Genomic DNA, 23,258 nt, shown 5'->3' on the forward strand with positions numbered 1-23,258 from the left:
AGTGGCCTTCACCACCACGTGACCCTCCCGTGGACGTGAAAACGGGCCTCCCGACCAGGTCAGGAGGCCCGTGAACAGTGTTACGCAGGTTACGGCTGCGGCGTCTGGCCCTCGGTGGACGGGCCGACCTCGATGCCCTCGTCCGGGCCCTCGGCGGGCTTGGAGCCGTTCGGGGTCGAGACGGGCGGCTCGCCTAGCTTGCGGGAGGCGGTGCCGTTGAACGGGGACATCGGCGGGCGCTTGACCACGCGGGTCGCGATCCGCTCGAGGTCCTCCTGGTTGAGCGTCTCCTTCTCGAGCAGCTCGACGACCATCTGGTCGAGCACGTCCCGGTACTCGGTGACGATCGCGTACGCCTCGTCGTGGGCGATCTCGATGAGCGCCCGGATCTCGGAGTCGACCGTGGCGGCGACGTCGTCGGAGTAGTCCTTCTGGTGGCCGTACTCGCGGCCGAGGAACGGCTCGGAGCCGCTGGAGCCGTACTTGATGGCGCCGAGCTTGGCGGACATGCCGTACTCGGTGACCATCGCGCGGGCGACCTTGGTGGCCTTCTCGATGTCGTTCGAGGCGCCGGTGGTCGGGTCGTGGTAGACCAGCTCCTCGGCGGCGCGGCCGCCGAGCGCGTACGCGAGCGTGTCGATCATCTCGGAGCGCGTCTGCGTGTACTTGTCCTCGGTCGGCAGCACGAGCGTGTGGCCGAGGGAGCGGCCGCGCGGCAGGATCGTGAGCTTGTGGACGGGCGCGGCGTGCGGCAGGGCGTGGGCGACGAGCGCGTGCCCGGCCTCGTGGTAGGCCGTCATCTTCTTCTCGGCGTCGCCCATGACGCGGCCCTTGCGCTCCGGTCCGGCGATGACGCGGTCGATGGCCTCTTCGAGGGCATCGGACGAGATCGCCTTCTCGTTGTGGCGGGCGGTCAGGAGCGCGGCCTCGTTGATGACGTTCTCGAGGTCGGCGCCGGAGAAGCCCGGCGTGCGGCGCGCGATGGTCTCGAACTCGACGTTCGGGACGAACGGCTTGCCCTTCGCGTGGACCGACAGGATCGCCTGGCGCCCTTCCTTGTCGGGGGCGTCGACGGGGATCTGGCGGTCGAAGCGGCCCGGGCGCAGCAGCGCCGGGTCGAGGATGTCGGGGCGGTTCGTCGCGGCGATGAGGATGACGCCGCCGCGCGTGTCGAAGCCGTCCATCTCGACGAGGAGCTGGTTGAGGGTCTGCTCGCGCTCGTCGTGGCCGCCGCCCATGCCGGCGCCGCGGTGGCGGCCGACGGCGTCGATCTCGTCGACGAACACGATCGCGGGCGCGTTCTCCTTGGCCTGGGTGAACAGGTCACGGACACGGCTGGCGCCGACGCCGACGAACATCTCCACGAAGTCCGAGCCGGAGATCGAGTAGAACGGGACCCCGGCCTCGCCGGCGACGGCGCGCGCGAGGAGGGTCTTGCCGGTGCCGGGAGGGCCGAACAGGAGGACGCCCTTGGGGATCTTCGCGCCGAGCTCCTGGTACTTCTTCGGGTCCTCGAGGAAGTCCTTGATCTCGCGGAGCTCCTCGACGGCCTCGTCCGCGCCGGCCACGTCGTCGAACGTGGTCTTCGGGGTGTCCTTGGACACCATCTTGGCCTTGGACTTGCCGAAGTTGAGGACCCGCGAGCCGCCGCCCTGCATCTGCGACATGAAGAACAGCAGCAGCAGGACGATGAGCACGATCGGGAGGAGGCTCAGCAGGAATGACACGAACACGGAGGTCTCGTTGACCTCGGTGTCGAACTTGACGCCCGCGTCCTCGAGCTCGGTGGCGACGGTCTCCATCATCCCCGCGGGGAGATAGGCCTCGACCTGGTCGCCGTTGGACTTGGTGAGCTGGACCAACTGCTCCTTGTCGAGGAGGTTGGCCTCCTTGACGTTCCCGTCGTTGATGTCCTTGAGGACTTCGGAGGTGGTGGCCTCGTCGTAGTCGGAGCCGCCGGACCAGAAGCTGCCGATCAGGACCGCGATGAGGGCGATGAGCACGATCCAGACGAGCGGCCTGCGGAAGAACCGCTTCCGCTCAGGTGTGGGTCTCCCGGCGTCGACCACTCGTTTCCTCCTGCGTAATTCGCGTTCTCGAGAGCGTTGCTGTCTCCGTCACGGCTCGCACGCTTCACCGCGGCCCCACAGGGTTTCCTGGGCTGCAGGGCGAAGACAACTCGAACGTACACGGTGCGGAGGTTCGACGACCCGCAGCGTCAGCACCCCTGGCCCTTCGCGACGGATACCGCCCTTACCCCGCCCGCTGATAGACCGTAATTAGTACCACGGGCGGGTTGAGTTCGCCCACCCAAGCCAGCGCCGCGGCCGATCGGGTGGCACCCTTGTTACATGACGTCGGAGCTAGCCAGCCCACCTTCCGTCCCGTCCGCTGCGGCGCGGGACGCGGTGTTCGATCCTGATTCGTGGTACGCCGAGGAGATCGAGCGCACCATCATCACCGAAGACGAGATCCGAGCCAAGGTCGCCGAACTCGGCGCCCTCGTCTCGGCCGACTACGCGGACGGTGTGCTCGCGGACGGCGACGAGCTGCTGCTCGTGGGCGTGTTCAAGGGCGCGGTCATGTTCATGGCCGACTTCGCGCGGGCGCTGAGCGTGCCGGTGAAGATGGAGTTCATGGCGCTGTCCTCGTACGGGAGCTCCACGACCTCCTCGGGCACCGTGCGCATCCTCAAGGACATCGACTCGGATGTCGCCGGGAAGCACATCCTCGTGGTCGAGGACATCATCGACTCCGGTCTCACCCTCGACTGGCTGCTGAAGTACCTGGAGGGCCTCCACCCGGCCTCGGTCTCGGTGGTCTCCATGCTCCGCAAGCCGGGCGTGCAGCGGGTCGACATCCCCGTGAAGTACCTGGGTTTCGACATCCCCAACGAGTTCGTCGTCGGCTACGGCCTCGACTACGCCGAGCGCTACCGCGAGCTCCCCTTCATCGGCGTGCTCAACCCGGCGGTCTACCAGAAGTAACGACGAGGCACGACACCTCGACCCCGTCCCCGACGGCCCGCGCAAAAGCACGGGCCGTCCTTACTTTCCCGAGAACCCCGGCCGCCGAACCAGGCGCCGCTGCTCCTTATTTATTTCGCTACAAGCGGAACGCCTCCGCTGCGCCCGTGGATTGTCGTACCCGTGAGTCAGGGTTTTGCCCGGGGGCGCCGAGAACGCGGGCGCCTGAGGCTCCGTGATGCCCGGGATCCGGCCGGCGACGCGAGCGGATCGCGTGTCTTGTTCGATGCCCTGAATGTCGTACCCGTCGGTCAGGGTTTTGCCCGGGGGCGCTGAAAACGCGGGCGCCTGGAGCTCAGTGCTGCCCGGGATCCGGCCACCCCGGCGCGCCGGGCGCCGCGGTCAGGCGGCCTCCGTTTCGCCGGATCTCGATTCCTCCCGGGAGGAACGTCGGGCCCTGGCCGCGCCAGTCCGCCGCGAGGGCGTCCACTGCCTCGAGATGCCGGCGGTTCAGCGCCGCGCCGTCGACCCCGGCTTCGAGCACCCACGCCCGCAGGACCCGTTGCCGCACCGGCCCGGCCAGCGCCGCGACCCGCTTCGCGTCCAGTCCGTTCGCATCGGTCGGGCTCTCACCCGCACCGGCTTCGCCGGCGTCACCTTTCTCCTCGCCGCCGATCCGGCACGCCTCCAACGCCTCCCGCGCTACCGCATCCAGGTAGTCCGTGTCGGCTCCGACCAGCGCCGCCGTCTGCGCGAGGTTCGCGACCACATCGTCCCCGAGGGTCGCTACCAGGACGTCCATCGCCGGGCGCAGCGCCGACCGCAGGAACCTCGGGTCGGTGTTGTGCGGGTCGGTCCAAGGCTTGAGCCCGCGCTCGGCGCACGCCGCGTGCGTGTCCGACCGTGCGGTGCCGAGCAGCGGCCGCCGGTACACCCCGCGCACCGGCCGCATCCCGGCGATGCCGCGCGGCCCGCCGCCGCGCGCGAGCGCGAGCAGGGCCGTCTCGGCCTGGTCGTCCCTGGTGTGCCCCAACAGGATCGCGCTGGCGCCGTGCCGCCGTGCGGCGTCGTTCAGCGCCGCATACCGGGCCGTCCGGGCCGCCGCTTCGGGCCCGCCCGTGTCGCCGACCTCGACCGCGACCGCTTCGGCCGGGTCGAGGCCGACCGTGCGGGCCCACGCGGCGACCTCCGCCGCGCGTTCGCTCGATCCGGCCTGCAGCCCGTGGTCGACGGTCACGAGTCCGGCGCGCAGTCCCCTCCGCGGGGCGCAGAACGCGAGCGTGTCGGCCAGCGCCAGCGAGTCGGGCCCGCCGGAGCAGGCCGCGAGCACGAGCGATCCGGCGGGAAGGTCGGCAAGAGCGTCGCGGACGGCGACGCGCAGGCGCGCCACCGAAGGCGGCAGTTTCGCCATGCCGGTCAGCCGTGTCCGGCGCCGAGCCGCTGCGGCGCAAGCCCTTGACCGTGCAGGACGCGCGCGATCCACCGCTCCGGGTGGTCGATCTCGGCTTCGGTGGGCAGGTGCTCGGGGCGTTCCCAGACGCGGTTGAACCCGGCGACGCCGTGCTCGGTGACGACCTGGTCGACGAAGCGGCGCCCGGCGGCGTACTGCCGCATCTTCGCGTCGAGGCCGAGGAGCTGGCGGAGGAACCGCTGCAGCGTGGTCGGGTTGGCGCGGCGGCGGTCGAAGCGGCGGCGCAGGAGCGCGACGTGGTTGATGGCGGTGCGGCCGACGCCGTCCATGACGGATTCGGCGTGGCCCTCCAGGAGGGTCATGAGCGCCTGGATCTGCGAGATCGCTTCGCGCTGTTCAGGACTGGTGACCGCGGACATGACGTCCGTGCCCGGGACCTCCGGTTCGCGGCCCTGCTCCTCGTCGCGGGCGTTGGCGAGGGCGCGGCGCACGGCGCGGGCGAGGCCGGTGGCGGTGGACCGTTCGGGCTCGGCGGCGTCGAAGAACGCGTGGATGAGCCGGTGGAAGTGCTCGCGCATCCATGGGACGGCGGTGAACTGGGTGAGGTGGGCGGCCTCGTGGACGGCGATCCAGAGGCGGAACTCGCGCGAGGGCAGGCGCAGGCGGCGTTCGACCTCGACGATGTTGGGGGCGACGAAGAGGAGCCGCCCGGTGTCGGTCGAGAAGGTCTCGAACTGGCCGAGCACGCGTGAGGAGAGGAACGCGAGCACGGCGCCGGTCTGGACGCCGGTGAGCTTGGCGGCGGCGGAGACGGGGGCGTCCCGGCCGGCGTCCTCGGCGCCGAGCTCGTTGAGGAGGCGGCGGAATCCGGCGATGTTGACCTGGCTCCAGCGGATGCGGTCGACGACGTCGACGGAGACGGTCGAGGCGGGCACGAGTCCGGTGTAGTCGGTGACCAGGTCGAGCGCTCTGCGGGCGTGGCGGTGGAGGTCGGCGACGACGTCGAGGGCGCCTTCGGGGCTCATGCGGGGGCCGCCGCGGCTGAAGGCCCGGGAGCAGGAGGCGGCGGTCTGCCAGTCGACGGACGGCAGCATCGGGTTTCCTGCGGGCGGCGCCATCGGCCAAGCCTATCCATAGCGCAGTTGCCGCGCCACTCTCCCGCGCAAGTGGGCGTGTATCGCCGCGATTCGGACCTGCCGTGTTCCGGCGGACGCGGCCGTTTGCCGCGTTGCCGGGCGTGGAGGAGGCCCTTCGGGCGCCCGGATCGGTTTGCGGGGATTCGCCCGCGACGCCTGCTACGCTGCGTGACCGCATCGATTCAAATATCGAACATCTTGAAATTGTCGGACCGGCGATGCTACGTTCTTCTCGAGTCCGCAACATCTTGCAGTCTTGCGGGCAGGAATTGCAAAGGGAGCAACGATGCCTCACCATCTCCGCCGCCGCGCACTGCCGGCGATCGGCGGCGCCGCCCTCGCGGCGCTCGTCGCCACCGCGGTCGTCCCCACCGCCCGAGCCGACAACGACCCCCTCGGCACCACCCCGCCCGACTCCACTCTCCTCGACGCGGCACCCGCCGCCGCCCTCACCGGCGGCGACTCCATCCTCAACATGTTCGAATGGAACTGGAACTCCATCGCCGCCGAATGCGAAGGCCCCCTCGCGAACTCCGGCTACACCTACGTCCAGACCTCCCCGCCCAACGAGCACATCCGCGGCGACGACGCCACCCCCGGCGAAGAGAACGCCTGGTACATCCACTACCAGCCCGTCAGCTACAAGATCGAGTCCCGCCTCGGCACCCGCGCCGAATACCAGGACATGATCGCCACCTGCAACGCCAACGGCATCGGCGTCATCGCCGACGTCGTCATCAACCACATGGCCGCCGGCTCCGCCACCGAGACCCGCACCGGCTGGGCCGGCAGCCAGTACCGGCAATTCGACTACCCCGACGCCGGATACGACGCCTCCGACTTCCACAACACCGGCAGCAACTACTGCGAGATCGACAACTACCAGGACCGCAACGAAGTCCAGACCTGCCACCTCGTCGGCCTCAACGACCTCGACACCTCCCAGACCGACGTCCGCGAGACCATCGCCGCCTACCTCAACGACCTCGAAAGCCTCGGCGTCGCCGGCTTCCGCGTCGACGCCGCCAAGCACATCTCCGCCACCGACCTCGCCGCCATCATGAACCTCGTCGACGGCGACCCCTACATCGTCCAAGAGGTCATCGGCGCCGCCGGCGAACCCATCACCGAAGCCGAGTACACCGGCATCGGCGACGTCCAGGAATTCAGCTACGCCTACGACCTCAAGAACCACATCAACGGCGGCTCCGAAGCCCGCCAACTCACCACCATGGGCACGAGCTGGGGCTACACCTCGCCCGCCGGCGTCTTCGTCGCCAACCACGACACCGAACGCGGCTCCCAGACCATGAACTACAAGTACGGCCAGGACTACCTCCTCGCCGAAGCGTTCATGCTCGCCTACCCCTTCGGCACCCCCGCCTCCTACACCGGCTACGAGTTCAGCGGCAACAACGCCGCCCCGCCCCTCAACGCCGACGGCACCGTCGCCGACGCCGTCTGCGGCACCGGCGCCTTCACCTGCATCCACCGCTCCCCGTACATGAGCGGCATGGCCGGCTTCCGCGCCGCCACCGCCGGCGAAGCCGTCGTCAACACCTGGGGCTCCGGCGACGCGCTCGCCTTCGGCCGCGGCGACACCGGCCACGTCGTCGTCAACGCCGGCACCTCCTCCATCACCCAGACCTTCACCACGTCACTCCCGAACGGCTCCTACGTGGACGTCATCTCCGGGAACACGGTCACCGTCTCCGGCGGCACCTTCACCGCCACGGTCGCCGCGAAGACCGCGCTGGCGATCTACGCGGGCAACGGCTCCGGCGGCGGCAACGGCGGCGGCGCCACGAACGACTGCGTCAACGTGAACGCCACGGTGAGCGGCACGAACGTCGGCGACGAGGTGTACATCGTCGGCTCGATCCCGCAGCTCGGCAACTGGACCGCGATCAGCTCGGCGCACCTCTCGGGCACGTCGTACCCGGTCTGGAAGGGCACGGTGAGCATCCCGGCCGGCACCGCCTTCCAGTACAAGTACGTGATCGTCCGGTCCTCGGGCTCCTACACCTGGGAGTCGATCGGCAACCGGACGGCCACGGTGCCCGCCACCGGCTGCCTGAACCTCACCCAGACCTGGAACGTCGCGTAACCCCGAGCAGCGCGAAGGGCCCGGGCGGAACGCCCGGGCCCTTCCTGCAGTCTTCTCGTTCCCCGCCTAGGCGCCGGTGGGGGCCGGCTGCCGGCCGGGGGTGTGGAGGCGCAGCGACTCCTGTTCGGCGGGGTCGGTCCGGGCGACGAGGGCGGTGACGTCTTCGGCGCCGACGACGGGCTGGTGGAGCATGCCGGGCGGAATGTAGACCATGTCGCCGGGGTCGAGGTCGGCGAGGTGCTGGAGTTCGTCGCCGTAACGGATCTGGTGGCGGCCGGCGAGGACGTAGATCGCCGACTCGTGGCCGTCGTGCATGTGGGGGACGGTCTCGGTGTGCGCCGCTATGAACACCCGGTGCAGGCACAGCCGCTGCGATCCCGCCGACTCCCGGGACACCCCGGCGGAGAACCGACCGCCCTGCGCACCCGTATAGGCGCCGTTCTCGCTCTTCATGATGACCACGTTCACGGCCACACCATACCGGCGTCCCCGCTGCACGGCGGCGTTCCCGACGCCGCCCGGTGTGTCCTCTGTCGGCACGGGCGGTCCCTCGCCTTGCGGCTCGGGACCGCCCGTCGCGGCGCGTCAGCGCTGCCGGGCCCGCTGCTCCGCTGGCCGGTTACGCGTTCGCGAACAGGTCGAGGGACCGCGCACTGGTGTAGTACTCGGCCACGGCCGCGGTGGCCTCCTCGAGCGTGACCCGGCCGTCGCGGTCGCGGTCGACCGACTGGAGGTCCTTCTCGGCCACCCGCTCGTTCGGGCCCATCGCCTGGAGCGCCCTGGCCCATTCCTCGACCGACACGTGGCCGTCGCGGTCGACGTCGGCGATCGCGATGACGCTCTGGACCCAAGGGCGCGCGATCGCGTCGAACCCCTCCGGGTTGTCGAGCAGGCGCTGCTCGGCGCCCTCCAGGAATTCGCGCTCGCTGATCGAACCCGACCCGTCGGTGTCGGTGGCTTCCGCGAGCCCGACGAAGAACCGGTGGGCCCCTTCGAGGATCGCCGATGCCTCCGGCGACCCCTCCCGGACCTCGAACTCCTCGATGACGCGGCGGGCCATCGCCTCGAAGTCCGCGGCGGTGACCTCGCCGTCGCCGTCGATGTCGAAGGTGGCGAACCGGGTGCGCATCTTCGCGCGGTAGTCGTTCTGGCTCATGAAGTCTCCTCCTGGGTAGTGCTGTTCCTTGCCACAGAACAGTCTGTGGTGCGCCAGGGTGTCTTCGCGGGAGTACGAGCCGGTAACCTCCGCGCGGCGCGGCATCGGACCTGTCGCCGGCGTGCGCTCTGGCCGCCGATGCCGTCGAGTTTCATTGCGACACAACGAGGCCTAACCCGAACTCCGCGTTCTCGAACGCTGCCTAGCAGCCGCACCGGGAAACGGCGGCGCTGATCTCGTCCATCGCCGTCTCCACCGGGTCGGTGCCCGTCGTGTGGCCGTTGCTGATGAGCGAGAAGATCAACTGCCGGCCGTCCGCCGTGGTCAGCGTCCCGGTCAGGGAGATGACGCCGGTCGGCTGTGTGAGCGTCCCGGTCTTGGCCCGCACCACGCCCTGGCCCTCCTCGGCGCTGCCGAACCGGTCTTCGAGCGTGCCCGAGTACCCGGCCACCGGCAGCGACTCGAACACCGACGACGCCTGCGACCCGGCCGCGCCGAGCAGCATCTGCGTGAACGCCTTCGCGGTCATGCGGTCGTCAGGCGAGAGCCCGGACCCGTCGTGGAACACCAGCCCGGTCGTGTCCACGCCGAGGTCGGCGAGGGTCGACGCATGCACGGTGGACATCGCGGCCCAGGTCATCTCGCCTTCGACCGCCAGCCCGGTCTGGAGCGCGACGGCGTCCGCGAGCAGGTTGTCCGAGGTGAGGATGAACGCGTCGACGAGCGCCGAGAGCGGCGCCGAGTGGACCACGGCCAGCTCGGCCGCGCCCTCTTCGGCGGTGCCCTCCTCGACCGTGGCCGCTCCGAGGATGTCGGCGAACTCCTGCGCGGCGACCATCGCCGGGTCGGGGTAGTGCTCGGCGTACTTCTCGGTGTTGTCCATCCGGCCGCCGTCGACCATGATCGGCGCCATCGGCGCCGTCGAGGTGGCCAGTTCGGCCGACGTCACACCAGTGGCGTTGACGGTGTCGGTGAACACGCTCGTGTCGAGGTAGACGGTGCTGGGGGCGGTGCCGCCGCGCGCTTCGAGGACGAGGTCGGCGAGCTCGGTGAGGCTCGCGCTCGCCGCGTACGGCGTGTAGTAGCCCTCGCCGTCGACCGTCAGGGTCGGGTCGCCGCCGGCGACGAGCACGACGCTGTCCTCGGTCGGGCCCGCGACCACGGTCGTCGGGATCCGGTACTCGGCGCCGAGGTGCTGGAACGCGGCCACGGCAGTGACGACTTTCATGGACGAGGCCGGCGCGAGCGGGGTCGTGGACTCCTGCTCGAACAGGACTTCCCCGGTCAGGGCGTCGGCGAAGGACGCCGAGAGGCTGCCGTTGAGCCGTGGGTCAGCGAGCAGGCCCGGCAGGACCGACGCGAGGTCCGGCACGGGCGCTTCCGCGTCCGACCCGGCCAGGACCGGCGCGACCGCGGCCGGGGGATACGCCTCAGGTGCGGTGAACGTCCCGGTCCGAGGGCTGGTGACGGCCGAGATCTGCCACAACAGGCCCCCCGCGGCGGCTACCGTGACCACGATGGCGAGGGCCGCGAGGACCCGCGTAAGCGCCCGGCGGCGGCGCGCCCGGCCCTGCTGCGGGGCGGGCGCGGCGTGTGGCGTACTACTCGCGACCTTGGGGTCGGCGTTGTCGCTGAGGGACATGCACAGAGACTAAGCCATCAAGAGCACTGCATTTGAGCCTGGAGGAGGTCGGCCGATGGAGTTCGACGTGACCGTGGAGATCCCGAAAGGGAGCGCCAACAAGTACGAGATCGACCACGAGACCGGACGGATCCGTCTGGACCGGACGCTGTTCACCGCGACGGTGTACCCGGCCGACTACGGCTTCATCGACGACACGCTCGGCCAGGACGGCGACCCGCTCGACGCCTTGGTCCTGGTGGAGCCGACGTTCCCCGGTTGCGTGATCCGCGCGCGTGCCATCGGCATGTTCCGGATGCGCGATGAGAAGGGCGTGGACGACAAGGTGCTGTGCGTCCCGGCCGAGGACCCCCGCAAGGACCGGTTCAAGGACATCGCCGACGTTCCCGAGTTCGACCGCCTGGAGATTCAGCACTTCTTCACGGTGTACAAGGACTTGGAACCCGGCAAGAGCGTCGAAGGCGCGACTTGGACCGGACGCGCGGAGGCCGAGGAAGAGGTGCGCCGCTCGTTCGAGCGCGCGAAGGCCAACGGGTACCACTCGAACCACTAGACAAGACAACTAGAACGAAGCGGGGGGGGGGGGCGCCCCGGTGGGGGGGGGCCCCGCGGCGCGGGGCGCGGGCCCCCCCCGCGCCCCGCGCCCCCCCCCCCCCGCCGCTCTGCATTGACCGGGCACGCGCCGCCCGGCGCTTCAGCTCGCCTTCAGGTTCCCGCGGGCACCATGTAGGCCAGGGGGCCCCGAACGCAACGCGGGGGTAGCTCCGGTTCGGCTTCAGCTCCGCTTCAGGTGCCGGGAGGCACCCTTGCGATAGGGGCGCTCGGTACTTGACGCGAGGGTAGTTCCCGAGCTCAGGCGCTCACGATGTCGAGCTGCCAGGGCTTGGAGCGGGTGGCCGGTTCGCTGAGCTCGACCTTCCACCCTTGGGCGGCGAGGAAGTCGGCGAGGTCGGCGGCCGATTCGGGCCGGGCGCCGCCGGCGAGGAGCGCGCGGGCGACCTCGCCTCGGGTGGCCTTGGCCATGTGGGTGATGACGCTGCGGGCGCCGTCGGCGTCCTCTTTGAACACGCGCACGGTGACGCCGCGGTCCTTCGGGCCCCACACCTGGGCGTACGTGCCCGAGCGCAGGTCCACGATGAGCTCGTCACGGGCGCCGAGCACCTCGGCGACGGCCGGGCGCCACAGCTTCGCGAGCGTGTCGAGCCCGGCGAAGCGGGTGCTCATCGGCATCCGGTAGGGCGGCACGCGATCCGAGGGCCGCAGCAGCCCCCACAGCGGCGAGGCGATGAAGACCTGCTCGCCGTCGGGAAGGTCCCCGAGCCCGAGCCGGTCGTAGAGGACGCCGTTGTACAGCTCCCAGGCGGCGAGGGTCGGGGCGGTGCGAAGCGTCCGGCCGGCCTGGACGTAGTGGCGTCCGCTCGCGGGCAGCTTGAGCGCCTTCGCGGCGGCCTCCTCATCGGCGCACAGTTCGACCAGGCGGTCGACGAGGAGTTCGCGGACGGGGTTCAGCGCGGGAGAGGAGAGTCGGCCGAGGTCCAAGGGAGGACCGTCGCCTTGACCGGCCTTTCCTTCTGACGGCGGCAGCAATATGAGCACAGCAGGCGAGTCTACCTGCCCGTCCGCCTGGTCCCGCCGGGGCCGTGCCGGGCGGCGGGCGCGTTCCCCAGATCCCTTGGGAATTCACCCGACCGGGGGTGCACGGGGTTGACGCGATGGTTTATAGTACATATGTTCGATCAAGCGGGAGCGGGTCCGACCCCACCGAGGACTGCGTGTGACGCGGATCGAATAGGCGCGGCGGCGGTGCTCCGCGACTGCCGCCGCGCCGTCCACCCGCGGCGAATGCGAAGCCCACACCGCCTCGCCGCAGGCTCCACCGCCACCGGCCCGGCGGTGGAGTCCGCCCTCGAACCGCATTCGCCGAAACCTCGGCCACGCCTCATCACCGCCGTCGTCCACAGGCTGTGGACGACCGCGCCTCCGCCGACTATCGCACGCACCACCGACAATCCGAGTGCCGCAGGCCATCCGGCCCCCGCCACCCGCACCGCCATCGCCCCGATGCGGTAATCTCCCCGGTGGGTCTATAGCTCAATTGGCAGAGCTGCGGACTTTTAATCCGTAGGTTGTGGGTTCGAGTCCCACTGGACCCACCAAAAAACCCAGCTCAGAGCGGGTGCGCAAGACCCGGCGAGGTTGCAGACCCGCCCGGTACAGCGACGAACCCAGCTTCTCCCGCAGCCGCTTCAGCGGCTTCCTTCGGCTCGCCCGCTGAGGCGTCGGTCCGTAGATCTCTGTGTCTTATGTTCGGGATCCGTCATGCGACCTTGGCTGGAGCGTGGTTGGAGCCGGGCCTGTCGCATCCTCGGTGTTGAGGCCGTCTGATCTTCGGTCGTAGGGACGGGGCGGGGGCGGCCGAGTCGTCCCCGCCCCGCCGCCGTCTCGGCGGCCGACCGGGGATGCATCGACCAGGGGCACGACGTCGACGCGGTCTGCACCGAGGTCGATGACGAGTACCTTGCCGAGTTCACCGCATCCTGATGGGGATGCTCGCCGGTCCCGCGGCGGTCTGGAACACCAAGCGCCGCAACGTCGCTGCCTGGCTAGGCCAGGTCCGCCGGGACGGCGGCGCCGATCTCGGTGAAGAGGTCCCGGGCCTCGAGCCGGTGCAGGCGGGCGGACTCCGCGTCGCCTGCGGCGAGGGCGATGCGGGCGAGGAGGTGGAGCGCTTCGGCTTCGCCGGGGCGGTGTCCGGTCTCGCGGTGGATCAGGAGTGCCTGCCGCACATGGTCGTCGGCGGCCGCGAGTCGTCCCGCTTCCAGGTCGACTCCGGCGAGCACGTTGAGCGCGCGGCCTTCCAGGAACCGGTAGCCGGCTTCCTCGGCCGTCCGCAGCGCCACCGTCGCGGCCTCCCCGGCGGCGGCGTCGCCGGTGCGGAGCAGCGCTCCGGACCGGTTCACCATGGCCTCGACCCGGTGGTACACCGTGGCTTCGACCTCGGTCATCGCGAGCACGCGGTCGTAGAGGGCGATCGCCGCGCCGTAGTCGCCGCCGCCTTCGCGGACCGCCGCCAGTGTGGCGATCCCGGCGGTGCGGTTGCGGTGGTCGTCGGCGTCCGTCCGTCCCTCCACCGCGCGCTCCGCGAGCTCCAGGGCCTCGTCGATCCGCCCTTGTGCGAGCCGGAGCCGCGCGATCGTCCGCGGCATGTCGTTCGACCTGTCGATGCTGACACTGGCGCGTTCGAGCTCGGCCGCCTGCTCGAGGCGGGCGGACGCCGCGCCGAGGCGTCCGCGGTGGATCTCGTTCTCGGCCAAGTGGGTCAGCAGGACCACGCTGACCGGATCGTTGCCCGCGTCGGTCGCGATCTTCAGCGCCTGCTCGAGGTAGTCGACGCCGGCGTCGAGTTCGCCCAGGAGGTAGTGGAAGAGGCCCAGCCAGTGCAGGTTCGTGCATTCGGCGCGGTGCTCGCCGATCGCCCGGAACGCGTGCAGTGCAGCGAAAGCGTGCTCCCGCCCTTCGCGCATCCGGCCCCGGTAGTAGCACGCCACCGCCAGGTTGCCCTCGGCCGAAGCCGCGCCGGGGGCCCAGTCGGCGCGGCGCGCGAAGTCGGCCGCGTCGCGCAGGTGGTCGATGGCGTCGTCGAGGCGCTCGCAGCGGATCAGCGCGCAGGCCAGCGCGAGCGCCGCGGCGGCCCGGCCGAGCGGGTCGCCGGCGCTGGTCGCCGCGGTCAGGGCGGCGGTGCTGAGGCGCACGCCGTCGCCGCCGAGCATGTGCAGCCAGACGTAGCCGCGCACGGTGTCGGCCATGAGCCAGGCGAACGGCTCCCTTCCGCGTTCGGTGGCGGCCTCGACGGCGGCGATGAGGTTGTCCCACTCGGCTTCCAGCCACTGTGCGGCCTCCTCGCCCGTCGGCTCCCACCGGTCGCCCGGGGCCGCGGGGAGGCCGATCATCGCCGGGTAGAGCGCCGAGCGGCAGCCGTCGGCGCCGCGGAGGTACCAGTCGAGCAGCCGGTCGAAGGCGTTGTCGCGCTCCGGCTCCGGTTCTTCGGCTTCGAGGAGTTCGGTGGCGTAGAGGCGGATCAGGTCGTGGAAGCGGTGGCGGCCGGGGCCGGCGTCCTCGATCAGGTGCGACTCGATCAGGGTTCGCAGTGCCCGCTCGGCCTGGGGGCCGCCGTGGAGGCGGACGGCTGCGGCGGTGCTGAAGTCGGGCCCGGGGACGAGGGCGAGCAGCCGGAACAGCTTGGCCGCGTGGGGATCGAGGGACGGGTAGGACCAGGAGAACACGGCGCGGAGGTCGACCGAGTCGTCGTCGACGGCGAGGGCGTCGAGCCGGGAGGTCTCCAGTTCGTCGGCGACGGCGCGCAGCGTCCGGTCGGGGCGCATGGCGGCCCGGGCTCCGGCGATGGCGAGGGCGAGCGGCAGGCCGGCGCAGGCGGTCAGCACCCGTTCCGTCGCTTCGGGTTCGGCGGCGAGCCGCGGTGCCCCGAGCTGCCGTCGGAGCAGGGCGGCCGATTCGGCGCGGTCGAACGCGCCGATCTCGACGGCCTTGGCGCCGTGGGAGACGGCGAGTCCGGCGAGGCGGCGGCGGCTGATCACCACCGTGTGGACCTGGGAGGCGTCCGGCAGGAGCGGCCGGACTTGGGCGGCGTCCCTGGCGTTGTCGAGGATCAGCAGCCGCCGCGCCCCGCCGATGATGGTGCGGTAGAGCGTGAACTGCGCATCGGCGCCGGTCGGGATCCGCTGCGGCTCCACGCCGAGGGCGCCGAGGAGCTGGCGGACCGCTTCGTCGGGTTCCATCGCGGTCCCGCCCGGGGCGAATCCGCGCAGGTCGATGTAGATCCTCCCGCCGGGGAAGCGGTCGGCGGACCGGTGGCCCCAGTGCAGTGCGAGCATCGTCTTGCCGATCCCGCCGGCGCCGGTGAGGACGACGAGCGGGCTCGTGGACGAGTCGGCCGCTTCGTCAAGGCTCGCAAGGAGATCGCTTCTGCCGGTGAACGCGCTGGTGCTCGAGGGGAGGGCGACCGGTGCGATGGCCTGCGGCGCCGCTCCCGGGTCCGACGTGCCGGTCAGGGACGCCACCGCGTCCGCGTCCAGGCCCAGCGCCTTCGCGAGCAGGCGCACCGTCTTCGATTGCGGCCGTATCCGTCCCGACTCGATGTCGCGGATCGTGCGCACTCCGACGCCGGCCTTGAGGGCGAGTTCCTCCTGCGTCATCAGTGCCCGCAACCGGAACGGCCGGAGGTTGACGAGGGGGGATGACGCTCGGTCGCGCATCTCGCAATGATAGGTCTACGCGGCGAGAACACCGACGTGCGCGTGGACCCGATGGCGCTACCGCGGCGAACGTCGCCATGTCCCTTGCGCCGCAAGCGAAGCCCGGCCGCAGGTGTGCCGCGGCCGGGGTCGGACGTCAGAACCCCTACGTCGCGGAGCTCGCCGATATAGAAGACGTTGCCGTCGCAGGTGTCGGGCGTTCCTGCGCGACGGCGATGTCACCGTGGTAGTGGGTGATCGTGAAGCCGTTCCCCACGCCTTGGCAGGCTGCCAGGCGGTTTCGCCGTCAGTGGAGGTATTCGACGAGGCCGACGATGACGCCCGCCGGGCCGCGGACGTAGCCGTACCGGAGCGCGTCCTCGTACCGCACCACTTCGCCTTCGAGCCTGCCGCCGTGCGCGCGGAGGCCTTCGATCACGCCGTCGAGGCCTTCGACGACGAAGGTGACCCGGGGGATGCCCGGGGTGCTCACCGGTTCCCAAGGGGCGCGGGCGGTCGTGCGCGGGTGGAGGATCGTCGAGAGTTCGATGCGGCCGCTGCCGTCCGGGGTGCGCAGCATCGCGATGTCCGAGCGGAGGCCGTCGAGCGCGGTGAGCCGGTCGGCCCACTCGCCTTCGACCGTCGCCCGGCCCTCCACCTCCATGCCGAGCTCGGTGAAGAACGCGATGGCGGCCTCCAGGTCCTCGACGACGATGCCGGTGTGGTCCAAGCGCAGCAGTCCCATGGGGAGCCTCATTTCTCGGTGTCGTAGTAGCGGCGGACGCTGCTGCCGACGCGGCTCAGGTCCGTGCCGTAGACGTGCAGCGAGATCGCGTTCTCGGTGCCGGTGTTCAGTATCCGGTGGATATCGCCCGGCGGGGCGAAACCGGTGACCTCGCCGACGTGGTTGTCGGCGGTGCCGATCGGGTTCAGGCGCTCGTCGAACAGCTCCTCGTGCTCGACGCCCTGCAGGACGCCGACGACGCACCACGTGATGTGGTCGTGGATCCGCGTCGCCTGGCCCGGCAGCCAGATCACGGCCGTCACGGAGAAGCTGCCGTCCGGTTCGGCGTGCAGCAGGTGCCCGGTCGCCCCCTCCGGGCCGCCGGCCCGCTGCTCGGAGGTGAGGAGGTCGAGGCCGGGGAGGTTCCCGCGGAGCTCGTCGGCGACGAGGCGGGCGGCGTCGTTCCAGTCGGTTCCGGCGCGGAGCGCTCGGCGCACCGCGGCGGCGGTCTCGGTGAGCGCGGGTGCCGCGCTGATGATCGTGCTCATGACTTCAGGGTCCCGTAGATCGATCCATCGGTCCAATGTCAACATCGACGGAAACCCATAGATAGCATTGATGGATGCTGGATATCGTGCGGCTCCGGGTCATCGCCGCGATCGCCGAGCACGGCTCGGTCACCAAGGCCGCCAAGCACCTCCACTATGCGCAGCCGTCCGTCAGCCACCACCTCGCCCGCCTGGAGGCCGAGACCGGCGCCCGGCTCGTGCAGCGCGTCGGCCGCGGCATCCGGCTCACGCCGGAAGGCGAGATGCTGGCGCGGCGCGCCGTCGAGATCATCGGCCGCGTCGACGCCGCCGAAGCCGAACTCGAGGCGATGGCCGGCCTGCGCGCCGGGCGGGTGCGCATCGCCGGGTTCCAGTCGGCGCTGAGCACGATCGTGCCCGAGGCCGCGGCCGCGATGCGACGCGACCATCCCGGGATCGAGCTGCGGCTCGTCGACGCCCACCCCGTCGCGGCGCTGGCGATGCTCCGCGAGGGCGACGTCGACGCCGCCATCGTGTTCCGCTACGACGACGACCTCCCCTCCGACGTCCGCGGCGTCCACCTCTTCGACGACCCGATGTTCCTGGTCGGCCTCGAACCCGGACTGGGCCTCCTCGACCACCGCGACTCCGCGTGGATCGCCGGCTGCGAGCGCTGCCGCGAGGAACTCCTCGACGCGTGCGGCAAGGCCGGTTTCACGCCCGAGATCGCGTACACGAGCGACGAGATCATCGTCCAGCAGGCGCTCGTCGCGGCAGGCCTGGGCGTGACCACCAATCCCGGTCTGGCCCTGCTGACCCACCGCCGGGACGACATCGCGGTGACGCCGATCGACCGCGTCCGCCGGATCCACATCGTCACGTACGGCGAGCCGCCGGACCCGCCCGCGACCACCGCGTTCATCGGCGCGCTCCGCGACGCGGCGCGGCGCTTCGCGTGACGCCCGCGGCCTTGCACTGCGCCGCAACGGCTGTGACCTGCGGCATGATCGGCACCTTGCTGTTCACGGGACTTGTCCGAGGGTTTCCTGAGGCGTAATGAGCCGGTGACAAGCGCCGGTCAGAGTAGTCCCCGAGGCCCCGGAACCGCCCGCGGCGCCGGAGATCCATTCCGGCCGTTCCCACACGCGGGGCGGGCCTCACCGCCGCACCGGCGCGGCACGCATCTCGCATCACCGCCCGGAAGGAAACACCGATGGACGCTTACACCATCCTCGCCATCCAGCTCGTCGGCTCCGAGGCGCGCTCGGCGCTGCCCGACGCGCCGGTCGTCGACGACCGTCCCACGCTGCTCAGCCGGATCGCCGGCGGCTTCACCGCCGCCCGGCGCGGCCTCATCGCCCGCGACCTGCGGGTGACCTCCAAGGCCGCGCTCCCGACCCGCGCCGACGTGCGCCGGGCCGCCTAAGCGACACGCACGGCGCAGGGCCGGGAAGTCCGCTTCCCGGCCCTGCGCTCTGCCCGCAGCCGTCCGGGGCGGCGGCACAGCCTCCACAGCACCGCCGCCCCGGGCTCAACCGGTCCGGTTCACGCTGCCGCCCTCGGCGGTACGGCTAGCCGACCTGCGCACCGTCGATGTACGCCCGCTCCACCTTGGAGTAGATGTCGAGCGGGTCGCCCGACCAGATGCAGAAGTCCGCGTCCTTGCCCGCTTCGAGCGAGCCGAGGCGGTCGTCCACGCCCATGATCTGGGCCGGGTTGATCGTCACCGAACGCAGCGCGGTGTCGCGGTCGAGGCCGGCCTTGACCGCGAGCATCACCTGGATGATCAGGTGCTCGATCGGGACCACCGGATGGTCGGTGGTGATCGCGACCTTGACGCCCGCGGCGGCGAGCTTCGCGGCGTTCTCCGGCCACCGGTTCACCGTCTCCACCTTGGAACGCGAGCACAGCAGCGGCCCGAAGATCACCGGGATGCCCCGCTCGGCGACCACGTCGGCCAGCAGGTGCGCCTCGGTCCCGTGGTCGAGCACCAGGTCGTACCCGAACTCCTCGGCCACGCGCAGCGCCGTGGCGATGTCGTCGGCGCGGTGGCAGTGCTGGCGCCACGGGATCTCGCGGTCGAGGACCTTCGCGAGCACTTCGAGCTTCAGGTCGCGGTCGGGCGCGTCCGCGCTCCGGTAGTTCTCGGCCTCCACGAACGCCTGCCGCAGCACGCCCGCCGTGCCGAGCCGGGTCGACGGCGTCTTCTTCTGCTCCCCGTACACCCGCTTCGGGTTCTCGCCCAGCGCCGACTTCACGCCCGACGGCGACCGCAGCACCATCTCGTCCACATAGCGGCCCACGGTCTTGATCGCGACGGTCTCGCCGCCGATCACGTTGCCCGAACCGGGGTTCACGTTCACCGCGAGCACCCCGCCCTGGAGCGCTTCGGCGAAGCCCGGCTCGGCGGGGTTGATGCCGTCCAGCGCCCGCACGTACGCGGTGTTCGGGTCGGTCATCTCGTTGGTGTCGTTGCCGGCCCAGCCCTCGGCGACCTCGTGCACGCCCAGGTGGGTGTGGGCGTCGATCAGGCCCGGCACGATCCATTTCCCGGTCGCGTCCTCGACCGGGACTCCTTCGGGCACAGGGAGGTCCGCGCCGCCGACGGCGCTGATGCGGCCGTGCTCGACGATGATGACGCCGTTGTCGATCGGCGCTGAGGTGATGGGGACTACGCGTGCGCCGCGCAGAGCGAACGTTGCCTCGGACATGGACCCGCCTTCCAGGTGGCTCGTCGGGTGGTCGGTGGGGCGGTGGCCCCGCCGCTCATCCTGCCCGATCTGCTAGCCGCACGGCTAGTGCGCGGCGGGATTCGTGGAGCATCCCACTCGCCGCACGGCGTACATCGTGCGGCGTACGGTGTACTGCGTACGAGGTGCGATGCGCCGCAACGGCGTACGCAGTACGACGTACTGGGTACGAGGTACTGCGTACGGGCTGGAACGTCGGTCCCCGGCGTGCGGAGTACGACGTACTTAGTACGGAATACGTTGTACGAGCCTCAGCTCGCCCAGCGGATGATCTCTTTCGTGATCGTCTCCGGGGCCTCCTGCTGCGGGAAGTGCCCGATGCCGTCGAGGAGCTTCCACTCGTACCGCCCGTACACGTACCGGCCCGAGCCCTGCGCGGTGCGCGGCAGCACGCACCGGTCGAGCGCGCCGTGCAGCTGCAGCGTCGGCACCGGCGTGGGCCGCTGCAGGAGCTTCACGAACCGCCGCCCGGCCAGGCCCATCGCGGTGCGGAACGGCCACCGGAACGCCTCCAGGGCGCAGAACGCGGCCTGCGGGATCTGGATGACGTCACGGCAGGCGCGCACGTACTCCTGGAAGTCGCGGCTGCCGCGCCAGCCCGGCCCGGACCACGCGTACATGAGGTCGGCGACCTTCCGCGCGTCCCAGTCCGTCAGCTTGTGCTCGTAGCGCGGCATCTGGAACGCGAACAGGTGCCGCGAGGCCGTGAGCTGCCCCTTCGGGTCGACCGCGAGCGCGGCGCGCTGGCGCAGCGGGTGGGCCGCGCCGAGCACGACGAGGGACTTGAACTGGCGAGGGTGGAACGCGGCCGCGGCGAAGCCGAGGATGCCGCCGAGGTCGTGGCCGACGACCGTCGCCTCGCGCTCGCCGAGGGCCCGCACGAGGCCGACGACGTCCGCGGCCATCGTGTACGCGTCGTAGCCGCGCGGCGGCTTGTCCGAGGCGCCGTAGCCGCGCAGGTCGGCGGCCACGACGCGGAAGCCAGCGTCGGCGAGGGCCGGGATCTGGTGGCGCCAGGCCCACCAGAACTCCGGGAAGCCGTGCAGCAGCAGGATGAGCGGGCCCTCGCCTGCCTCCACGACGTGGAAGCGCGAGCCGTTGGCGTCGATGTGCCGGTGGGTCCAGGGGCCTTGCTTGATGGCGGCGCTGTCGGCGAAGGTCTTGCGGGTCACGCGCTCAGCGTACGAGGTCACCGCCCGCCGGGCGAGCCGCGTAGGGCGCTCGCCGCGCCCCGTCACGGACGGGAGGGACGCCGAAGGGCGCCGAGGGACGAAAAGCCCCGCCGGCGCCCTCCGGGCCGCTCAGTCTTCCTTGCCGCTCTGCAGGCCGACCTTGATTCGGCTCATGACCGCGCTGTCGGCGAGCGTCGTGACGTCGCCGATCTCGCGGTCCTCCGCGATGTCGCGCAGCAGCCGCCGCATGATCTTGCCCGAACGCGTCTTCGGCAGCTCGGCGACCACGATCACCTGGCGCGGCTTCGCGATGGGCCCCAACGTGTTCGCGACGTGCTTGCGCAGCTCCGCGAGATGCTCGGGGCTCGAGTCCTGCCCGCCGCGCAGGATCACGAACGCGACGATCCCCTGGCCCGTCACCGGGTCCGAGGCCCCCACGACCGCGGCCTCGGCCACGGACTCGTGGCTCACCAGCGCGCTCTCGACCTCCGTGGTGGAGATGTTGTGCCCGCTCACGAGCATGATGTCGTCGACGCGGCCGAGGAGCCACAGGTCCCCGTCGTCGTCCTTCTTCGCGCCGTCGCCGGCGAAGTACAGCCCGCCGAACCGCGACCAGTACGTGTCGATGAACCGCTGGTCGTCGCCCCAGATCGTGCGGAGCATCGACGGCCACGGCTCGCGGATCGCGAGGTAGCCGCCCCCGCCGTCCGGCACCGACTCGGCCTGCTCATCGACGACGTCCACATTGATCCCCGGCAGCGGCCGCTGGGCCGAGCCGGGCTTCGTCGAGGTGACGCCCGGCAGCGGCGACACCATGATCGCGCCGGTCTCGGTCTGCCACCACGTGTCCACGACCGGGCAGTTCCCGCCGCCGATGTGCTCGCGGTACCAGATCCACGCCTCGGGGTTGATCGGCTCGCCCACGCTGCCGAGCAGCCGCAGGCTCGACAGGTCGTAGCGGGCCGGCACGTCGTCGCCCCACTTCATGAACGTGCGGATCGCCGTCGGCGCCGTGTACAGCGTCGTGACCTTGTACTTCTCGACGATCTCCCACAGCCGCCCGGTGTGCGGCGTGTCCGGGGTGCCCTCGTACATGACCTGCGTGGCGCCGTTCGACATGGGGCCGTAGACGATGTACGAGTGCCCCGTCACCCAGCCGATGTCGGCCGTGCACCAGTACACGTCGGACTCCGGCTTGAGGTCGAACACCGCGTGGTGCGTGTACGACGCCTGCGTCAGGTACCCGCCTGAAGTGTGCAGGATGCCCTTCGGCTTGCCCGTGGTCCCCGACGTGTACAGGATGAACAGCGGGTGCTCGGCGTCGAACGGCTGCGCCTGATGCTCTGAGGAGGCCTTCCCGACAGTGTCCTCCCAGCGGACGTCCTTGTCGGTCCACTCGACCTCCTGGCCGGTCCGCGTGACCACCAGGACCTTCTCCACCGACGGGCACCGCTCCAGCGAAGCGTCCACGGTCGGCTTGAGCGCCAACGGCTTCCCCTTCCGGAAACCGCCGTCGGCGCAGATCACGAGCTTCGCGCCCGCGTCGTCGATACGGCTCGACAGCGCGTCGACGCTGAAGCCGCCGAACACCACCGAGTGCGGGGCGCCGATGCGCGCGCACGCCAGCATCGCCACCGCGGCCTCGGGGATCATCGGCATGTAGATGACGACCCGGTCGCCCGCGCCCACACCGAGATCGGTGAGCGTGTTCGCGGCGCGCTTGACCTCGTCGAGCAGCTCCGCGTACGTGACGGCCCGGCTGTCGCCCGGCTCGCCCTCGAAGTGGATCGCGACCCGGTCGCCGAGCCCGGCGTCCACGTGCCGGTCCAGGCAGTTCGCCGCGACGTTCAGCGCACCCCCGGTGAACCACTTCGCGAACGGCGGGTTCTCCCAGTCCAGGACCCGGTCCCAGTCCTTCGACCAGTCGAGCCGGCGCGCCTGGCGCTCCCAGAAGGCCAGCCGGTCGGCCGCGGCCTCCTCGTAAGCGGCCGCGGTGACGTTCGCCCGCGCGGCGAACTCGGAGGACGGCGGGAACGTCCGGTCCTCCGAGAGCAGATTGGCAAGCGTCTCTTGCGGGGTTGATGACACGGGTATATCGCTCCTTACAGATCTACGCGCCAATGCGCGACTGTGAGGCGGGTCTATGTCCGGCAACACTAGCGCGACGAGACCGACACGTATACGCGCGGCCGCTCCGGCACCGGCATCTGGGAACCCCCCTCGCCGAACGGCCCGCGGGCGGTCGGCGGACGGCCCGCGAAGGGTCCAGGCCGACCCAGCGGGGGCCTTGCGGCGCCGATTCGGGAGGTATCGTCGGACCGGTGCACGATCCTGGACGCCGACACCATCCTGTGACTGCCCTCTAGCCCGCCCAGTGCGCCGTTTGCGCGCTCCGCCCAAAAGGTAAGGTTCCGC

The 23,258-nt window shown here is 70.9% G+C and carries 18 protein-coding genes and 1 tRNA gene; 6 read left to right on the forward strand and 13 right to left on the reverse strand.

Translation table 11 applies throughout. The features are described 5' to 3' along the window. Nucleotides 1–89: 89 nt before the first annotated feature. On the reverse strand, nucleotides 90–2,069 hold the full coding sequence (ftsH, locus tag O2L01_RS19695; RefSeq protein ID WP_270123729.1) for an ATP-dependent zinc metalloprotease FtsH: 1,980 nt from the start codon (nucleotides 2,067–2,069) through the stop codon (nucleotides 90–92). Nucleotides 2,070–2,351: 282 nt separating this feature from the next. On the opposite strand from ftsH, the gene hpt reads away from it, so the two are divergent. After that, nucleotides 2,352–2,987: a hypoxanthine phosphoribosyltransferase gene (gene hpt / locus O2L01_RS19700; protein ID WP_270123730.1), complete on the forward strand. Its 636-nt coding sequence runs from the start codon at nucleotides 2,352–2,354 to the stop codon at nucleotides 2,985–2,987. A 334-nt stretch (nucleotides 2,988–3,321) separates the two neighbouring features. Here the strand turns inward: hpt and tilS are convergent, their stop codons facing one another. Together tilS and O2L01_RS19710 are read right to left on the reverse strand one after the other, a co-directional pair. Then, nucleotides 3,322–4,377: a tRNA lysidine(34) synthetase TilS gene (tilS, locus tag O2L01_RS19705; RefSeq protein ID WP_270123731.1), complete on the reverse strand. Its 1,056-nt coding sequence runs from the start codon at nucleotides 4,375–4,377 to the stop codon at nucleotides 3,322–3,324. Nucleotides 4,378–4,382: 5 nt separating this feature from the next. Then, the gene (locus O2L01_RS19710; protein WP_270123732.1) at nucleotides 4,383–5,495 is read right to left on the reverse strand and encodes a zinc-dependent metalloprotease; all 1,113 of its coding nucleotides are present in this window, start codon (nucleotides 5,493–5,495) and stop codon (nucleotides 4,383–4,385) included. Between the two features lie 304 nt (nucleotides 5,496–5,799). Between O2L01_RS19710 and O2L01_RS19715 the strand changes: the two genes are divergently transcribed. Continuing rightward, a complete protein-coding gene (locus tag O2L01_RS19715; RefSeq protein ID WP_270123733.1) occupies nucleotides 5,800–7,620 on the forward strand; it encodes a carbohydrate-binding module family 20 domain-containing protein in 1,821 nt (606 codons plus the stop codon). A 66-nt stretch (nucleotides 7,621–7,686) separates the two neighbouring features. Here O2L01_RS19715 and O2L01_RS19720 read toward each other — a convergent pair whose 3' ends face one another. From O2L01_RS19720 to dacB, 3 genes are all read right to left on the reverse strand, one after another. Then, a complete protein-coding gene (locus O2L01_RS19720) occupies nucleotides 7,687–8,160 on the reverse strand; it encodes a cupin domain-containing protein (protein ID WP_270123734.1) in 474 nt (157 codons plus the stop codon). A 79-nt stretch (nucleotides 8,161–8,239) separates the two neighbouring features. Next, nucleotides 8,240–8,776: an EF-hand domain-containing protein gene (locus tag O2L01_RS19725; protein ID WP_270123735.1), complete on the reverse strand. Its 537-nt coding sequence runs from the start codon at nucleotides 8,774–8,776 to the stop codon at nucleotides 8,240–8,242. A 202-nt stretch (nucleotides 8,777–8,978) separates the two neighbouring features. After that, nucleotides 8,979–10,418: a D-alanyl-D-alanine carboxypeptidase/D-alanyl-D-alanine endopeptidase gene (gene dacB / locus O2L01_RS19730; RefSeq protein ID WP_270123736.1), complete on the reverse strand. Its 1,440-nt coding sequence runs from the start codon at nucleotides 10,416–10,418 to the stop codon at nucleotides 8,979–8,981. Between the two features lie 55 nt (nucleotides 10,419–10,473). On the opposite strand from dacB, the gene O2L01_RS19735 reads away from it, so the two are divergent. Next, nucleotides 10,474–10,971 carry an inorganic diphosphatase gene (locus O2L01_RS19735; RefSeq protein WP_205325795.1) on the forward strand — a complete coding sequence of 166 codons (498 nt, stop codon included), beginning with the start codon at nucleotides 10,474–10,476 and terminating at the stop codon, nucleotides 10,969–10,971. Nucleotides 10,972–11,270: 299 nt separating this feature from the next. On the opposite strand, the gene O2L01_RS19740 is transcribed toward O2L01_RS19735, so the two are convergent. After that, a complete protein-coding gene (locus O2L01_RS19740; RefSeq protein WP_270123737.1) occupies nucleotides 11,271–12,014 on the reverse strand; it encodes a YaaA family protein in 744 nt (247 codons plus the stop codon). A gap of 484 nt (nucleotides 12,015–12,498) precedes the next feature. On the opposite strand from O2L01_RS19740, the gene O2L01_RS19745 reads away from it, so the two are divergent. Next, a tRNA-Lys gene (locus tag O2L01_RS19745) sits at nucleotides 12,499–12,574 on the forward strand. Nucleotides 12,575–13,021: 447 nt separating this feature from the next. On the opposite strand, the gene O2L01_RS19750 is transcribed toward O2L01_RS19745, so the two are convergent. The 3 genes from O2L01_RS19750 to O2L01_RS19760 form a co-directional block, all read right to left on the reverse strand. Beyond that, the gene (locus tag O2L01_RS19750) at nucleotides 13,022–15,691 is read right to left on the reverse strand and encodes an ATP-binding protein (RefSeq protein WP_270123738.1); all 2,670 of its coding nucleotides are present in this window, start codon (nucleotides 15,689–15,691) and stop codon (nucleotides 13,022–13,024) included. A 286-nt stretch (nucleotides 15,692–15,977) separates the two neighbouring features. Beyond that, on the reverse strand, nucleotides 15,978–16,415 hold the full coding sequence (locus tag O2L01_RS19755; RefSeq protein WP_270123739.1) for a VOC family protein: 438 nt from the start codon (nucleotides 16,413–16,415) through the stop codon (nucleotides 15,978–15,980). 8 nt (nucleotides 16,416–16,423) lie between these two features. Then, on the reverse strand, nucleotides 16,424–16,942 hold the full coding sequence (locus O2L01_RS19760; RefSeq protein WP_270123740.1) for a cysteine dioxygenase family protein: 519 nt from the start codon (nucleotides 16,940–16,942) through the stop codon (nucleotides 16,424–16,426). 74 nt (nucleotides 16,943–17,016) lie between these two features. Between O2L01_RS19760 and O2L01_RS19765 the strand changes: the two genes are divergently transcribed. Next, entirely contained in the window at nucleotides 17,017–17,880 is an 864-nt protein-coding gene (locus O2L01_RS19765) for a LysR family transcriptional regulator (RefSeq protein WP_270123741.1), read from the forward strand. A gap of 254 nt (nucleotides 17,881–18,134) precedes the next feature. Further along, complete coding sequence (locus tag O2L01_RS19770) at nucleotides 18,135–18,347, forward strand: hypothetical protein (RefSeq protein ID WP_270123742.1); 213 nt, start codon at nucleotides 18,135–18,137, stop codon at nucleotides 18,345–18,347. 145 nt (nucleotides 18,348–18,492) lie between these two features. Here O2L01_RS19770 and O2L01_RS19775 read toward each other — a convergent pair whose 3' ends face one another. The 3 genes from O2L01_RS19775 to acs form a co-directional block, all read right to left on the reverse strand. Then, a complete protein-coding gene (locus O2L01_RS19775; RefSeq protein ID WP_270123743.1) occupies nucleotides 18,493–19,632 on the reverse strand; it encodes an amidohydrolase in 1,140 nt (379 codons plus the stop codon). A 290-nt stretch (nucleotides 19,633–19,922) separates the two neighbouring features. Next, a complete protein-coding gene (locus O2L01_RS19780) occupies nucleotides 19,923–20,843 on the reverse strand; it encodes an alpha/beta fold hydrolase (RefSeq protein ID WP_270123744.1) in 921 nt (306 codons plus the stop codon). Between the two features lie 129 nt (nucleotides 20,844–20,972). Then, the gene (acs, locus tag O2L01_RS19785) at nucleotides 20,973–22,931 is read right to left on the reverse strand and encodes an acetate--CoA ligase (protein WP_270123745.1); all 1,959 of its coding nucleotides are present in this window, start codon (nucleotides 22,929–22,931) and stop codon (nucleotides 20,973–20,975) included. Nucleotides 22,932–23,258 lie beyond the last annotated feature (327 nt).

The organism is Glycomyces lechevalierae (assembly GCF_027622945.1).
GTDB lineage: Bacteria > Actinomycetota > Actinomycetes > Mycobacteriales > Micromonosporaceae > Glycomyces > Glycomyces rutgersensis.

Excerpts from the sequence above, each read along its gene's own strand:
- hpt (WP_270123730.1), top strand. The coding sequence starts at position 2,352 with ATGACGTCGGAGCTAGCCAGCCCACCTTCCGTCCCGTCCGCTGCGGCG.
- tilS (WP_270123731.1), bottom strand. The coding sequence starts at position 4,377 with ATGGCGAAACTGCCGCCTTCGGTGGCGCGCCTGCGCGTCGCCGTCCGC.
- O2L01_RS19710 (WP_270123732.1), bottom strand. The coding sequence starts at position 5,495 with ATGGCGCCGCCCGCAGGAAACCCGATGCTGCCGTCCGTCGACTGGCAG.
- O2L01_RS19715 (WP_270123733.1), top strand. The coding sequence starts at position 5,800 with ATGCCTCACCATCTCCGCCGCCGCGCACTGCCGGCGATCGGCGGCGCC.
- O2L01_RS19725 (WP_270123735.1), bottom strand. The coding sequence starts at position 8,776 with ATGAGCCAGAACGACTACCGCGCGAAGATGCGCACCCGGTTCGCCACC.
- dacB (WP_270123736.1), bottom strand. The coding sequence starts at position 10,418 with ATGTCCCTCAGCGACAACGCCGACCCCAAGGTCGCGAGTAGTACGCCA.
- O2L01_RS19735 (WP_205325795.1), top strand. The coding sequence starts at position 10,474 with ATGGAGTTCGACGTGACCGTGGAGATCCCGAAAGGGAGCGCCAACAAG.
- O2L01_RS19750 (WP_270123738.1), bottom strand. The coding sequence starts at position 15,691 with ATGCGCGACCGAGCGTCATCCCCCCTCGTCAACCTCCGGCCGTTCCGG.
- O2L01_RS19755 (WP_270123739.1), bottom strand. The coding sequence starts at position 16,415 with ATGGGACTGCTGCGCTTGGACCACACCGGCATCGTCGTCGAGGACCTG.
- O2L01_RS19760 (WP_270123740.1), bottom strand. The coding sequence starts at position 16,942 with ATGAGCACGATCATCAGCGCGGCACCCGCGCTCACCGAGACCGCCGCC.
- O2L01_RS19765 (WP_270123741.1), top strand. The coding sequence starts at position 17,017 with ATGCTGGATATCGTGCGGCTCCGGGTCATCGCCGCGATCGCCGAGCAC.
- O2L01_RS19770 (WP_270123742.1), top strand. The coding sequence starts at position 18,135 with ATGGACGCTTACACCATCCTCGCCATCCAGCTCGTCGGCTCCGAGGCG.
- O2L01_RS19775 (WP_270123743.1), bottom strand. The coding sequence starts at position 19,632 with ATGTCCGAGGCAACGTTCGCTCTGCGCGGCGCACGCGTAGTCCCCATC.